This is a genomic window from Bacillus sp. N447-1 (assembly GCF_022701035.1).
Taxonomy (GTDB): domain Bacteria; phylum Bacillota; class Bacilli; order Bacillales; family Bacillaceae_G; genus Bacillus_A; species Bacillus_A cereus.
The window spans coordinates 1,292,114-1,307,379 of record NZ_CP065509.1 but is presented as its reverse complement, the minus strand read 5'-3'; the positions used below and the strand labels follow the sequence as shown (position 1 = coordinate 1,307,379).

The window sequence follows — 15,266 nt, the reverse complement described above, 5'->3', positions numbered from 1 at the left end:
GAAAAAGGATATGAGAGTAGGGATGCGACATGTGGAAGAAATTTTTATTAGTAATTATAGTTTCTTTTTTAATTATAAGTTGGATCTTAGTTTATGTAGCTAATGGTGTTACATCAGTTTTTGTTTGGTGGAGTATTCAGGCTTTTAGTTTTATTTCAGTTTTCCTTTTGGTAGGATCAGTAATAATATTTTTTTGGAAAGGCATTTTTAGAAAACGGATAGATAGAACGCTATTTTTAATCATTCTGTTTTCTATCATTGGAGCTTGGCCTGTCGGTTGGTTTGCTAATATAGGTAGAATTGCTTATCCAGCAGATATACAATCGATGAGTCCTAAAGCAGTAGTTCGTTTTCCTTTGAATGAGCGAGCATTAATAGGTTGGGGTGGTGATCGGTTAGAAATGAACTATCACGTTATAAAACCAAATGAAAGGTGGGCATATGATATTCTCATTCCACCTGCTGAAGTGAAAAGTAGTAAGTTAGAGGATTACGGAATATATGGAGCGAAAGTAATGGCACCAGCTTCTGGGACGGTTGTATCAATTAATAATAATGAACAAGATTTAGTTCCTAGATCGGAAAATTTTCAGTCGATGGCGGGGAATCACATATATTTACGAGTAGATGAAACAGGCACATTTCTGATTCTTGCTCATTTAAAGAAAGGGTCAATTAATGTGAGAGAAGGACAACATGTAAATGAAGGAGAATTTCTTGCTCAAGTCGGTAACTCAGGAAGTTCAAGTGAGCCGCATTTACATATTCATCATCAAAGGCAAGATCCGTCCAAGGTAAGTATGTTTTTTGCGGAAGGATTGCCACTTTACTTTCGAACTGAAAATGGTGTCATGATGCCGGAAAGAGGGACATACACAAGTGGTAACTAGAAGAAAATCATTTCATCCAAAAAGGGTACTCCAAATTAAAATTGGAATACCCTTTTTTCATTACCCTACAAATGTTTGATACAGTAAGAAGATATTTAAAACGATAACGAGTGCTGCAATTATCCAAGCGATAAATGTTGTTATGCGGTGGTTAACGAGTGCACCCATAATCTTTTTATTACTTGTAAACATAATAAGTGGCACTAGTGCAAATGCAATACCGAATGATAAGACGACTTGGCTCATGACTAGAGCGTAAGTTGGATTTACACCTAAAGCGATAATAACTAATGGTGGAATCATTGTAATAAATCGGCGTAAGTATAACGGAATATGCATGCGAATGAAACCTTGCATAATAATATCACCCGACATTGTACCGACAGAAGAACTAGATAGTCCTGCTGATAAGAGCCCAATTCCAAACAAAGCAGCTGATACAGGACCTACTAAGTTGGTAAATTGAGTGTAAGCAACATCTAAATCTTCAACGTGCAAGCCGTTTTTAAAGAATAGTGCAGCAGCAACAATTAACATACTTGCATTAATTGCTCCAGCAATAACCATTGCAATAATAATATCGATAAATTCGAAACGAAAAATCTTTTTCTTTTGTTCGTCAGTTGTTCCGACCACACGGCGTTGTGTTAATGCAGAATGCAAGTATATTGCATGCGGCATAACTGTCGCACCTAAAATCCCTGCTGCAAGTAATATACTGTCTACACCTTGGAATTTTGGAATAAATAGTCCTGAAAGAAGGGGACTTAATTCTGGTTTTGCATAAAAAACTTGAATCCCAAAAGCAATTACTACAATGAAAATCATTCCTGTAATAATAGCTTCTAGTGGACGAAATCCTCTACGTTGAAATTCAAGGATAATAAATGATCCGGCTGCTGTAATTAAAGCGGCAGGTAGCATCGGGATTCCAAATAGTAAGTAAAGCCCCAATGCAGCTCCAATAAATTCCGCTAAATCTGTAGCCATAATAACTAGTTCACCTTGTATCCATAAACCGATAGACACAGGCTTTGGAAAGTTTTCACGAGCTATTTCGGGTAAATTGTTTCCTGTAGCAATTCCTAATTTAGCTGATAAAGTTTGGATTAATACAGCCATTAAGTTAGAAGCGAGTATAACCCATAATAGTAAATATCCATATTGTGAACCAGCTGCGATATTTGTAGCAAAGTTGCCAGGATCAATATAAGCAACGGACGCTATAAAAGCGGGTCCTAAAAATGGTAACAGTCTTTTCCAGCCTTTTGTTTCTCCACTTAAAGCTAAGTGAGCTGATTGTACGGTTGTACTTTCAGAAGGGAGATGTTCATCTTTTGTTATATCTTTATTCATAGTAGTTTTCCCCTTTAAAATGTTAACTTGATGAAATTATTGTATTTATTCTTACTCATTATTTCAATACATTTAGATATGTTATATGATAATTTCATTTGAACACGAAAGTTTCCTTAATGCAAATTATATGCCTTTATGCAATGGATGGTGTGATAACGTAAAATAAATTGGGAGTTTATGGTGTGATGACGTGGGGAAACATAATAAATTAAAGGGTCAATTTTGAAATTTATGTGAACATAAAGCCGATAATCCAGCATATTAATTGATGGAATTGCATTTGTATGATATATAATATATTGGGATTACAACATAACCATAGTGTTTTGATGTGTAATCTTGTTTTTATTTTGTTAACTGATAGAAAATAGTATAAAGAAAAGAAAATGGGATTCATTTTCTTATTATATATGTTTTGATATGAACGTTAACTTATACATGATTTTAAAAATTAGATAGGTGGTAGAATTACATTGGCAACTACAAAACCATACAGAGTATTACTATATTACATGTACACAACAATTGAAAACCCAGAAGAATTCGCGGCAGAGCATTTAGAATTTTGTAATTCACTTGAATTAAAAGGAAGAATTCTTGTAGCGAAAGAAGGTATTAACGGAACTTGTTCTGGAACTGTAGAACAAACAGAGAAATACATGGAAGCAATGAACAATGATCCACGTTTTGACGGTATCGTATTTAAAATAGATGAAGCTGATGGTCATGCATTCAAGAAAATGCACGTGCGTCCTCGTCCAGAGTTAGTTACACTTCGTCTAGAAGATGACATTAACCCACACGAAATAACTGGGAAGTATTTAGAGCCAAAAGATTTTTATGAAGCAATGAAACAAGAAGATACAGTTATCATTGATGCACGAAATGATTATGAGTTTGATTTAGGTCACTTCAAAGGTGCGATTAAACCTGATATCGAATCATTCCGTGAATTACCAGATTGGATTCGTGAAAATAAAGAAGTACTTGAAGGTAAAAAGATTTTAACTTATTGTACAGGCGGAATTCGTTGTGAGAAGTTTTCTGGTTGGTTAGTTCGTGAAGGCTATGAAGATGTAAGTCAGCTTCACGGAGGAATTGTAACGTACGGAAAAGACCCAGAGGTACAAGGTGAGCTTTGGGATGGACAATGTTACGTGTTCGATGAGCGTATTGCTGTACCAGTAAACCAAAAAGAACATGTTATCGTTGGTAAAGACCACTTTACAGGTGAACCTTGTGAGCGCTATGTAAACTGTTCAAATCCAGAATGTAATAAGAAAATTTTATGTTCTGAAGAAAACGAAGCGAAATATTTACGTGCATGTTCTCATGAATGTCGTGTAAGTCCACGTAACCGCTACGTAATACAACATGAATTAACGGAAGAGCAAGTAGCTGCTGCATTAGAGCAAATCGAAGCAGGGAAGTAAACTGAATTCGTATAATAAAAGGGGTACTCCAAGTTTTATTTTGGAGCACCCTTTTTTTATTATCCGGTCCTGTCATTTGTCGGTAAGTCGATATATTAAAAAAATCGCTGATATATTTCGAGTTGCGCCGATATAATCGGAAAATCGCTCATAAAAATTTCACTTAATGCAGCGCGCCAAGAATTTGAAAATAACCTTTTTTAATTTTTATCTTCTTTCTCTTTAACGGCAGAAAGTACAGTTTGTTTTACCCAAGCTTTTCTTCGTTTATGCTGTAGACCCCATTGGTATAAACTTTGGGCTCCTAAAATAAGTGAAATGACAATGCCGCTAATCGCAATTAATAGAGCGAAAAATTCAAGAGGTGACGATATTTTGTTTGAATCGGTGTTTCTTAAAAGGTCAATCATAGTAAACCCTAACATTTGGCCCACTACAGAGTAGAGCGTTAAAATTAATAATAAGAGGCTATCTTTTTTAGAGGCGACATTTTCTTGATATTTAAACAAACTATCAAGATTTTGTTTCGCGTTCGAGTATAGAACCTCAATATTAAAAAGTTTTCTTAAACGAAAGAAAATATCTTCACTTTGTGATTGGGATACTAATTCTAAAGAAAAATAATTAGCAGTGAACGAATTGATCGAATAAATTAATTTCTCTATTTCATTAGTATCTTGTTCAATGTTTAGCTCAGCATAGGCGTTAGCCATTTTTAATAAAACAATTTTATGGAATAGGTTTAATAATAAAGCGTAATAAAATTCTCCGTACATTTGACTAGCAAGTTTAGCGATTTTAAGTTCTCCTTCATTTGTTACACATGTAAAAATATGTTCTTCCATTATGAAATAACGATTTGGAGCCCATCTCTGGTAAGCGTGTTTTTTTAAATAGTCATGAATGTAAGGAAGGTTATTTGCGCTCACATATGGCTTACCATCACTTGTTAATCCGGAAAGACTAGAAGTACGATAAACATCCACTTCATTAAGCTCCATACCTTCTTTTAGTGACAATAAAGTTTGGACGTACATTCTTTGGTCTTCGAAGAAAGGGAAGGTTTGAAAGTATGAACTTCTTAATCTCTTCTTTTCAAAGAAATCAGTTACACCATAAAATAAATAACCAAAAATGAATTTTTCAACTTGGGAATACTTTTTTCCGTTACATTCAATACAAATAGTCTCATTTGTATCATTTTTAGTTTCAAGTACACGGAAGCGAGCAGCGAATTCGATTGCTTCAGATAAAGTCATGTTTGGAGCAGTGTTTACTTCTGTTCGAATTGTTAAGAAGCCAAGTTCATAAGGACAAAGAGTGACATCAATAGAGTGTATCTTGAATGGAATTGAAATAAGGTTTGTTGTTAAATGTCCAGTTAAGTTAAGGTCCTTTGAATAACGTTGCAAGCCCTTTTGATGCTCTGAGTGAGGAAAGAGAATTTTATTTGTAAATGAAAGATAGTATGCTTCCATATTTTGATGTGAAACTTTAAACTCCCCATAATATGTATTTTCATCATCGAGATGATCGAGCCGAAAAGGACGAAAATCGTTTTTTTGTAAGAAAGGGAACATCTCTTGTTCATATCCAGCTTTAAACGAAAACGGGAATATAAATTGAAATATAGCTGTTGCTACACCTTTTTCCTCAATTGATTGTATTGCCTCCATCTACATTGTGTCCTTTCCATATATGCTATAGAAACAACATGCCCAAATTTATTTGAAAATAACCACTCTTTTATACTCAATTGAGAGTGAAAATTCAGCTTATTTAGCAGGGAACATGTATAATGTTATGTATACTAAAAGTTATAAAATTGTATTTTGAAAAGGGGGATGCTGTATGCGGATTTTAGTATTAGGCGCTGGTGGAGTCGGAGGATTTTTTGGTGGCAGATTAGTCGAGAAGGGAGAAGATGTCACGTTTCTTGTTCGTAGTAAACGGAAAAAACAATTAGAGGAAAGAGGACTTGTAATCCGAAGTGTTAACGGGGATTTTTCCTTCCGACCGAAATTAATAACGAAAGAAGAGCGAACTTCTCCATTTGATGTTATTTTATTTTCAACAAAAGCGTATCACTTAAACGAGGCAATTCAAGATTTGAAGCCGTTTGTTGGCGAAAATACTGTAATCATTCCATTGTTAAATGGTATCGCTCATTTATCGCTATTACAAAAAGAATTCGGCGAAGAAAAAGTAATTGGCGGTTTATGCTTTATCGAGACGACGTTAAACGATCAAGGAGAAATTGTACAAACTAGCGCTGCCAACAGACTTGTGTTTGGAGAAATTAAGTCTCAAAATTCAGAGAGAGTAAAGCATATTTCTAAAGCATTTTCAGGTACGAAATCTAGTTTTGTTTTAAGTGAAAATATTACGCAAGATATGTGGCATAAATATTTATTTATTACTGTAATGTCAGGTGTGACAACGTTAATGCGTGCACCAATTGGACCAATCCGTGAAAGTGAAGGCGGCCGTGATTTTATCCGTAATGTGTTTGAGGAATCTGTACAAATCATGAGAGTATTAGGAGCTCCAGTAAAGGCTAATATTGCCCAGGAACATATGAAAACGATTGATAAAATTTCGTATGATATGAAGTCATCAATGCAACGTGATATGGAAAAGGGTTCGTTTATTGAAGGGAAGCACTTGCAAGGATATTTACTGGATGTAGCAGAGAAATTTTCTATAGCGGCACCATTATTAGAATCTATATATCAAAATTTAAAGGTGTATGAAGAGATGACCTTTAACAAATCTGTAATAGAATTAGATGTATGAAAAATAAAAAGATAGCAATATATAAGTGTATTGCTATCTTTTTTTTTTTTGTATGACAAATTATTTATTTCTTTTCGTTCTATCTGTCAAATTTATTTCCTGTTCACGTTTACCATATAACTGATTAATTTCATTTGCTACTGCATCTAAATATGAATCGGAAAAAATAGGCTTCTTTTCTTTAGACATATGGGTCTCCTTTGCGGATTTTTAATATTCATTATGTATATTTCTCAGCGGATTATGCGCAATCATTTTAATTTTTTTCTTATTAAAAATTTTTGTTTACTTTTTGAAAATAAAGGAGTATTATAATCCACAGTTTCAATTTTCTAAATCGCTGAAACCGCATGGTACGGGGGACCCGTTTTTACGGATTAGTACATAATCCGATGGGGTGAATCCTTGAAAAAGGTAGGGCTACTCATAGGCCCGAATCCGACAGCTAACCTCGTAAGCGTTATATTGAGAAGGAAGGTGGAGCTTGTGCGACAAAAAAAATAATGTCTACAAGTCTATTTCGCTATGGCTTGTAGACATTTTTTGTTTTCTGAAGAAATCGTTTACTGGCTGTAACAAGCAGAAAAGTTCGTACAAAATTATTGGAGAGTGGACAGCATTGGTTTCATCTATTAAAAGATTTTTAATTGGAAGACCGTTAAAATCAACAGAGCTTGGAGAACAAAAGCTTAATAAAACGAAAGCTTTAGCTATTTTATCTTCTGACGCATTGTCATCAGTTGCTTACGGTCCAGAACAAATTTTAATTGCTTTAGCAGGTGTGGGAGCGATCGCTTATTGGTATTCCATTCCGATCGCTGTTGGGGTATTAGTATTATTGACAGCCCTTATTTTATCTTATCGTCAAATTATTTTTGCTTATCCGCATGGCGGGGGAGCGTATGTTGTATCAAAAGAAAATTTAGGGATGAATCCAGGCTTAATTGCTGGAGGATCTTTATTAGTCGACTATATTTTAACTGTTGCGGTAAGTGTATCTGCAGGTACAGATGCGCTAACATCTGCTTTTCCTAGTTTACATGCACATAATGTAATCATTGCGATTATATTTGTTATATTTATTACGATCTTAAATTTAAGAGGAGTAACGGAATCGGCTTCCGTTTTAGCATATCCTGTTTATTTATTTGTTTTAGCCCTATTTATATTAATTGGTGTAGGCATATATAATATTTTGACTGGTCACGTTTCACCAACTTTACACACGCCGATCGGAACGCCGGTTGCGGGTATTAGTTTGTTTTTACTGTTAAGAGCATTTGCATCAGGTAGTTCTGCTTTAACAGGTGTTGAAGCAATTTCAAACGCAATTCCGAACTTTAAAGATCCTGCGCCAAACAATGCTGCAAAAACATTGCTTGCAATGGGTGCATTACTTGCTGTGTTATTTTCAGGAATTGTGTTTTTAGCCTATTATTACGGAGTGACTCCGAGTAAAGAAGTAACAGTTGTTTCTCAAATTGCTGAACAAACATTTGGACGTAATTTCATGTACTATTTCATACAAGGTACAACAGCTTTAATATTAATTCTTGCTGCTAATACAGGTTATTCTGCATTTCCTTTATTAGCGGTTAACCTTGCAAAAGATAAATTCATACCGAGAATGTTTACGATTAGAGGAGACCGTCTAGGTTACTCAAACGGTATTATTATACTTGGAGTTGCTTCGATTATTTTAATTGTAGCTTTCCAAGGACAAACAGAACATTTAATTCCACTATATGCAGTAGGGGTATTTATTCCATTTACACTTTCTCAAACAGGAATGGTATTAAAATGGCTTCGCGAAAAGCCTGAAGGATGGGCTTTAAGATTAACGGTTAATTTAATTGGTGCAGTTATTAGTTTTATCGTAATGAGCATGTTCTTTTTAACTAAATTTGCACAAGTTTGGTCGATTCTTATTTTCTTACCAGTTATTATCTTCTTGTTTCATCGAATTAAGAAGCATTATGATGCAGTGGGTGATCAATTAAGTTTAAAAACTTGTGAACCTCTTATTCCAATTGAGGGGAATGTAATTGTCGTTCCTGTAGCAGGTATGACGCATGTAGTAGAAAATTCATTGAACTATGCGAAATCTCTTTCTGCAGATCAAGTTATCGCTGTATATGTTGCTTTTGACAGAGAAGAGGAAAAGAAATTTGAAGAGAAATGGAAGGTGTGGCAACCTGAAGTAAGGCTTGTTACATTACATTCTCATTATAGAAGTATTATTCAGCCGCTAACGAAGTTCATTGATACAGTGCAATATAAGGCAAGTGAATCGAATTACCGCGTTACGGTCGTTATACCACAGTTCATTCCGAAAAAAGGTTGGCATAACATTCTTCATAATCAATCCAGTTTACTCATACGTGCGTATTTACTTTATAAAAGAAATGTTGTTATTACGACAGTTCCATATCATTTGAAAAAATAAGAAGATTTTTGAAGGATAGCTTCGTGAAAATGAAGCTATCCTTTTTGTGTATATGCTATGCATAATTGCATATGAGTTTAAAAATTATATTGATATAATTTTATCGGTTATTTGCAAGTAGTGTTTTCTGTTGTGATATGTAGATATTTCAATCAATAAAGTGAATCGGATTATATTTTGAAATAAGGACATGAAAGCTTGAAAATAAAGGGAATGAAAATACTTCTTTACGTTATATAAACAGCTGTGTTTAAATGACCTTACAGTACAAAACATATATGAAAACAAAACGAAATTTCATATTTACGCATGTTGTTTAGTTTGAAATGAATAATATTTTTACGTAATATATTCACTATGTGAATGTGGGAATTTCTATAAAATAGAAAATTTATACAATATTATTCATACTAAACACATATGAAAAATAATAAAATGTTTTGTGACGATAAGTAAGTACTGTAGCAATACGAGAGAGGTGGTTCATACATGGATCACGGTGAGAACGTTCTCTATTTTAATCATCTCAAATTATGGGCAAGAAAATAGAATAATAAAATGCGATAGTAATAGTTGCTAATACATAGGAGGAGTTAAAGTGAAAAAGACTTTAATTACAGGGTTATTGGTTACAGCAGTATCTACGAGTTGCTTCATTCCTGTAAGCGCTTACGCTAAGGAGGGGCAAACAGAAGTGAAAACAGTATATGCGCAAAATGTAATTGCTCCAAATACATTATCCAATTCAATTAGAATGTTAGGATCACAATCACCGCTTATTCAAGCATACGGATTAATTATCTTGCAACAGCCAGACATTAAGGTAAATGCGATGAGTAGCTTAACGAATCATCAAAAGTTTGCAAAGGCGAATGTACGAGAATGGATTGATGAATATAATCCGAAGCTAATTGACTTAAATCAAGAAATGATGAGATACAGCACTAGATTTAATAGCTATTATAGTAAGCTCTATGAACTAGCAGGAAACGTAAATGAAGATCAGCAAGCAAAAGCAGATTTTATGAGTGCATATGGAAAATTACAATTGCAAGTACAAAGCATCCAAGAGAGTATGGAGCAAGATTTATTAGAGTTAAATCGATTTAAAACAGTATTAGACAAAGATAGTAACAACTTATCAATTAAAGCCGATGAAGCAATAAAAACACTGCAAGGATCAAGTGGAGATATTGTGAAATTAAGAGAAGATATTAAAAGAATTCAAGGGGAAATTCAAGCTGAACTAACTACTATTTTGAATAGACCTCAAGAAATCATTAAAGGTTCTATTAATATCGGTAAACAAGTATTTACAATCACAAATCAAACTGCACAAACGAAAACAATCGATTTTGTTTCTATCGGTACTTTAAGTAATGAAATTGTAAATGCTGCAGATAGTCAAACGAGAGAAGCAGCTCTTCGCATTCAACAAAAGCAAAAAGAGTTATTACCACTTATTCAAAAGTTATCACAAACTGAAGCAGAGGCGACTCAAATTACATTCGTTGAAGATCAAGTAAATAGCTTTACAGAATTAATTGATCGTCAAATTACAACTTTAGAAACGTTATTAACGGATTGGAAAGTTTTAAATAATAATATGATTCAAATTCAAACAAATGTTGAAGAAGGTACGTATACAGACAGTAGTTTACTTCAAAAACATTTCAATCAAATTAAAAAAGTAAGTGATGAAATGAATAAGCAAACAAATCAATTTGAAGATTACGTTACAAACGTTGAAGTACATTAAACAGAAAAATAATTAGCGATATAGGGAGAGAAGAAAAATGACAAAAAAACCTTATAAAGTAATGGCTCTATCAGCACTGATGGCAGTATTTGCAGCAGGAAATATTATGCCGGCTCATACGTATGCAGCTGAAAGTACAGTGAAACAAGCTCCAGTTCATGCGGTAGCAAAAGCTTATAATGACTATGAAGAATACTCATTAGGACCAGAAGGCTTGAAAGATGCAATGGAAAGAACAGGTTCAAATGCTTTAGTAATGGATCTGTACGCTTTAACAATTATTAAACAAGGTAATGTTAACTTTGGAAATGTATCGTCTGTTGATGCGGCTTTAAAAGGGAAAGTAATTCAGCACCAAGATACAGCTAGAGGAAATGCGAAGCAATGGTTAGATGTATTAAAACCACAGCTTATTTCAACGAATCAAAATATCATTAACTACAATACGAAATTCCAAAACTATTATGATACTTTAGTTGCTGCAGTTGATGCAAAGGATAAAGCGACTCTTACGAAAGGCTTAACTAGATTATCAAGTAGTATTAATGAAAATAAAGCGCAAGTGGATCAGTTAGTAGAAGACTTGAAGAAATTCCGAAATAAAATGACTTCGGATACGCAAAACTTCAAGGGTGATGCAAATCAAATTACATCTATATTAGCTAGTCAAGATGCGGGAATTCCGCTTCTGCAAAATAAAATTACAACGTACAATGAAGCGATTAGTAAATATAATGCAATTATTATCGGTTCATCTGTTGCGACAGCTCTAGGACCAATTGCAATTATCGGTGGTGCAGTAGTTATTGCTACGGGTGCAGGAACACCGCTAGGAGTAGCATTAATTGCAGGTGGTGCAGCAGCTGTAGGCGGTGGTACAGCTGGAATCGTATTAGCGAAGAAAGAGCTTGATAATGCACAAGCAGAAATTCAAAAGATAACAGGACAAGTTACAACTGCGCAATTAGAAGTAGCAGGATTAACGAACATTAAAACACAAACAGAGTATTTAACAAATACAATTGATACTGCAATTACAGCGTTACAAAATATTTCAAACCAATGGTACACAATGGGATCAAAATACAATTCTTTACTTCAAAATGTGGATTCAATTAGTCCAAACGATCTTGTTTTCATTAAAGAAGATTTAAACATTGCGAAAGATAGCTGGAAAAACATTAAAGACTATGCAGAAAAGATTTATGCTGAAGATATTAAAGTAGTAGATACGAAAAAAGCATAATCGAATACGAATCGTTAGGGCGTTAAGTGTTGATGAATGATTTGAAGCTCCTGTTCAGTTGTGAGCAGGAGCTTTTGATATCCTTATAAAGAGAATAGGTGAAAAATATGCAGAAACGATTTTATAAAAAATGTCTTTTAGCGGTAATGATTGCTGGGGTGGCAACGAGTAACGCATTTCCTTTACATCCTTTTGCAGCAGAACAAAATGTAACGGTGCTACAAGAAAATGTGAAAAACTATTCTCTTAGACCAGCAGGATTCCAAGATGTAATGGCACAAACGACATCAAGCATATTTGCAATGGATTCATATGCAAAATTAATTCAAAATCAACAAGAGACGGATTTAAGTAAAATAAGTTCGATTAATAGTGAATTTAAAGGAAATATGATTCAGCATCAAAGAGATGCAAAAATTAATGCAGCATATTGGTTAAATAATATGAAGCCTCAAATTATGAAAACAGATCAAAATATTATAAATTACAATAATACTTTTCAATCGTATTATAATGACATGTTAATAGCGATTGATCAAAAGGATAGCGGAAAATTAAAAGCGGATTTAGAAAAGTTGTATGCAGATATTGTAAAGAATCAAAATGAGGTAGATGGATTATTAGGAAATTTGAAAGCTTTTCGCAATAGAATGGCGAAAGATACAAATAGTTTCAAAGAAGATACAAATCAGTTAACAGCGATATTGGCAAGTACGAATGCTGGTATTCCAGCTCTAGAGCAACAAATAAATACATATAACGATTCGATTAAAAAGAGTAATGATATGGTCATTGCTGGTGGCGTACTTTGCGTAGCGCTAATAACATGTCTTGCTGGCGGGCCAATGATCGCGGTTGCGAAAAAAGATATCGCAAATGCAGAAAGAGAAATCGCTAATTTAAAAGATAGAATTTCAGGAGCGCAAGCAGAAGTCTTAATTTTGACTGATGTAAAAAATAAAACAACAAACATGACAGAAACAATTGATGCAGCAATTACAGCACTACAAAACATATCAAATCAATGGTATACAGTAGGTGCAAAATATAATAATTTACTACAAAACGTAAAAGGAATTAGTCCGGAAGAGTTTACGTTTATAAAAGAAGATTTACATACAGCGAAAGATAGCTGGAAAGATGTAAAGGATTATACAGAAAAATTACATGAAGGCGTGGCGAAGTAAACAGTGGACTAGTTCTGCTGTTTATTTTTTTATCCTGTTTTTTGTGAGAGTTGAACTGTGTTTTATCAATGTGGCTATTGGGTAATAGTTAATCAAATTGATACGAATAACCTAAATAAACTTCTGATCAAGCTTTTTATATGTAATGTTTTAATGAAAAAAGCTATACTGTAAGAAAAACTAAAAATTGGAAAGGAAATATTAGAACATGGAAAATTATTTATTATTTATTCTTACAGCAATGCTAATCATAATCATGCCTGGTCCTGGTTTTGCACTAGTTACAAAAAATACTATAGCGTATGGCAAAAATGGTGGGATGAAGACTGTCTTAGGAACGATATCTGGAATGATGATTCATACAATAATGGCTACGCTAGGACTCTCTGCCATCCTAATGAAATTTTCTATGTTATTTACATTTATAAAATATGCTGGAGCTTTTTATTTAATTTACTTAGCTGTAAAGTCAATTAAAAGTGCTTTTTCTAAAAAAGAAGATATGCAAGTTTTATTGGAAAGGCACTCTAAGGATATTGGGACGATTAAAAGTTTTAGACAAGGATTTACAACGGCAATCTTAAACCCAAAAACGGCTGTATTTTTCTTAAGCTTTCTCCCTCAATTTATTGTGAGTAATCAAAATCATTTCTTCCAATTTCTTTTGTTAGGACTCACATTTACGACTTTGACTGGAATATGGTATTTGCTTTATATCTCGCTAATACGTCAATTAAGAATTTTTTTAAGAAAAGAACGAGTGAACCGTACAATGGAGGGTATTACAGGCACAGTATTGTTAGTATTTGGAGTTAGGTTATTTTTCCAAAAATAAATATGTAGATAAAACGAGAAATAAAAAAGTTGATTATTTCTCGTTTTATTCTTTAAAATCTGCAACAGAACCAGGATCTCCCCTCAAAGTATAAATTCCAAGGGGTGAGCCTGTTTTTTATTTACTTATATACGTACAGCTGTACCACTGACAGCAACCATTAACATTCCATCACGTACAACTTCGTAATCTACGTCAATGCCGACGATAGCGTTCGCACCTTTTTGTTTTGCAAGTTCTTTCATTTCGTCCATTGCAATATCACGAGCGTCTTTTAGCTTACTTTCATAAGCACCAGCACGGCCACCGACAACATCACGAACTGAAGCGAATAAATCGCGGACAATGTTTGCACCCATAATAGCTTCACCATTTACAATATCAATATACTCAATAATTTCTTTACCTTGAATTCCGGAAGTTGTTGTTACAATCATGACTGACACTCTCCTAATAAGTTGTAGTTTTGATAAGATTTCTTATGCCTTAGAAAAAGTGGTTCTGGTGCCAAAAATACTCGATAGAAACATAGAGTATTTTTGCATCAAAACCTTCAATTACATATGTCTTGTTATGACATATGCAATTAAATAAAAGGAATAAAATTGTTTAACATATGTATCGCTATAACATATGCAAGGGATCTATTAGAAATAAGATAAGCCGCAGTAAGCATCACTGTGCCAGGTAAATATATAGCAAGATCCGAAAGTTGATTTGAATGAAGACCTGCAAAAATTATAATCGAAACGATGGATGCAATAGCAGTACCAACATATTCCGAAAAACGATTTACTAATATATGACGAAATATAATTTCTTCAATTATTGGTCCTATAATCCCAAATAGAAGTAATGTGAATATAATAGGCATCTCTGCGCCATTTGTAAGGATCTGTTCTTGGTTCTCTGGCTGACCTGTATTTAGAAAATGCATAATAGAATTTTCCACAATTATCATAAGTAAAACTACCATAGGAATGCTTACTATTTTCAAAATTGTTTTCTCTTTAAAATAAGTAAAACTTTCAATAATTTCTTTCCTAAAGAAAATGATTCCTACAATAGCAGGTACAGTCAAACCGATGGCACTAAGAGCAAATTCTGATTCAACTAAGTTGCTGTTAGTTAAAAGGGAGATGCCAAATAATATGAACAAGCCAATTTGAAGTAGTGCAAACAGTATATAAACTATTAGCATAACAAGTTCTTTTGTATTCATTTTTATAAAGCTCACTTTATTACCTCCATAATGAAATTACTTAGAATCTTTGATTTTTCTTGTTGCATTAGGTTCTCCTTCTAAAATATATTT

General features: G+C 33.7%; 13 protein-coding genes and 1 riboswitch. Of the genes, 8 read left to right on the top strand and 5 right to left on the bottom strand.

The features are described 5' to 3' along the window. The first annotated feature begins 29 nt into the window (after positions 1-29). Complete coding sequence (locus IQ781_RS06420) at positions 30-890, top strand: M23 family metallopeptidase (RefSeq protein WP_016124396.1); 861 nt, start codon at positions 30-32, stop codon at positions 888-890. A 60-nt stretch (positions 891-950) separates the two neighbouring features. On the opposite strand, the gene IQ781_RS06415 is transcribed toward IQ781_RS06420, so the two are convergent. Continuing rightward, entirely contained in the window at positions 951-2,246 is a 1,296-nt protein-coding gene (locus IQ781_RS06415; RefSeq protein WP_001030679.1) for an Nramp family divalent metal transporter, read from the bottom strand. A gap of 476 nt (positions 2,247-2,722) precedes the next feature. Between IQ781_RS06415 and trhO the strand changes: the two genes are divergently transcribed. Continuing rightward, complete coding sequence (trhO, locus tag IQ781_RS06410; protein WP_000246231.1) at positions 2,723-3,682, top strand: oxygen-dependent tRNA uridine(34) hydroxylase TrhO; 960 nt, start codon at positions 2,723-2,725, stop codon at positions 3,680-3,682. 200 nt (positions 3,683-3,882) lie between these two features. Here the strand turns inward: trhO and IQ781_RS06405 are convergent, their stop codons facing one another. Continuing rightward, a complete protein-coding gene (locus IQ781_RS06405; protein WP_063219844.1) occupies positions 3,883-5,358 on the bottom strand; it encodes a hypothetical protein in 1,476 nt (491 codons plus the stop codon). 175 nt (positions 5,359-5,533) lie between these two features. Here IQ781_RS06405 and panE point away from each other — a divergent pair, with 175 nt between their 5' ends. Then, positions 5,534-6,478 (top strand): 2-dehydropantoate 2-reductase, encoded by a 945-nt coding sequence (gene panE, locus IQ781_RS06400; protein ID WP_001221912.1) that lies wholly within the window; start codon positions 5,534-5,536, stop codon positions 6,476-6,478. Positions 6,479-6,538: 60 nt separating this feature from the next. Here panE and IQ781_RS28155 read toward each other — a convergent pair whose 3' ends face one another. Continuing rightward, complete coding sequence (locus IQ781_RS28155; protein WP_000031873.1) at positions 6,539-6,667, bottom strand: hypothetical protein; 129 nt, start codon at positions 6,665-6,667, stop codon at positions 6,539-6,541. Positions 6,668-6,806: 139 nt separating this feature from the next. Beyond that, positions 6,807-6,953: riboswitch (cyclic di-AMP (ydaO/yuaA leader) on the top strand. A 144-nt stretch (positions 6,954-7,097) separates the two neighbouring features. Between IQ781_RS28155 and IQ781_RS06395 the strand changes: the two genes are divergently transcribed. From IQ781_RS06395 to IQ781_RS06375, 5 genes are all read left to right on the top strand, one after another. Further along, entirely contained in the window at positions 7,098-8,924 is a 1,827-nt protein-coding gene (locus tag IQ781_RS06395) for an APC family permease (RefSeq protein WP_000254900.1), read from the top strand. A 598-nt stretch (positions 8,925-9,522) separates the two neighbouring features. After that, on the top strand, positions 9,523-10,683 hold the full coding sequence (gene nheA / locus IQ781_RS06390) for a non-hemolytic enterotoxin NHE subunit A (RefSeq protein ID WP_000751828.1): 1,161 nt from the start codon (positions 9,523-9,525) through the stop codon (positions 10,681-10,683). Positions 10,684-10,720: 37 nt separating this feature from the next. Continuing rightward, positions 10,721-11,929 (top strand): non-hemolytic enterotoxin NHE subunit B, encoded by a 1,209-nt coding sequence (gene nheB, locus IQ781_RS06385; RefSeq protein ID WP_139846989.1) that lies wholly within the window; start codon positions 10,721-10,723, stop codon positions 11,927-11,929. Positions 11,930-12,036: 107 nt separating this feature from the next. Next, positions 12,037-13,116, top strand: coding sequence for a non-hemolytic enterotoxin subunit C (nheC, locus tag IQ781_RS06380; RefSeq protein WP_139846988.1), 1,080 nt, complete (start codon positions 12,037-12,039; stop codon positions 13,114-13,116). 208 nt (positions 13,117-13,324) lie between these two features. Continuing rightward, a complete protein-coding gene (locus IQ781_RS06375) occupies positions 13,325-13,951 on the top strand; it encodes a LysE family translocator (protein ID WP_000432980.1) in 627 nt (208 codons plus the stop codon). Between the two features lie 125 nt (positions 13,952-14,076). On the opposite strand, the gene IQ781_RS06370 is transcribed toward IQ781_RS06375, so the two are convergent. Then, positions 14,077-14,388, bottom strand: a complete 312-nt coding sequence (locus IQ781_RS06370) for a heavy metal-binding domain-containing protein (RefSeq protein ID WP_000637505.1) — start codon at positions 14,386-14,388, stop codon at positions 14,077-14,079. Between the two features lie 149 nt (positions 14,389-14,537). Beyond that, the gene (locus IQ781_RS06365; RefSeq protein ID WP_000008141.1) at positions 14,538-15,188 is read right to left on the bottom strand and encodes a CPBP family glutamic-type intramembrane protease; all 651 of its coding nucleotides are present in this window, start codon (positions 15,186-15,188) and stop codon (positions 14,538-14,540) included. Positions 15,189-15,266 lie beyond the last annotated feature (78 nt).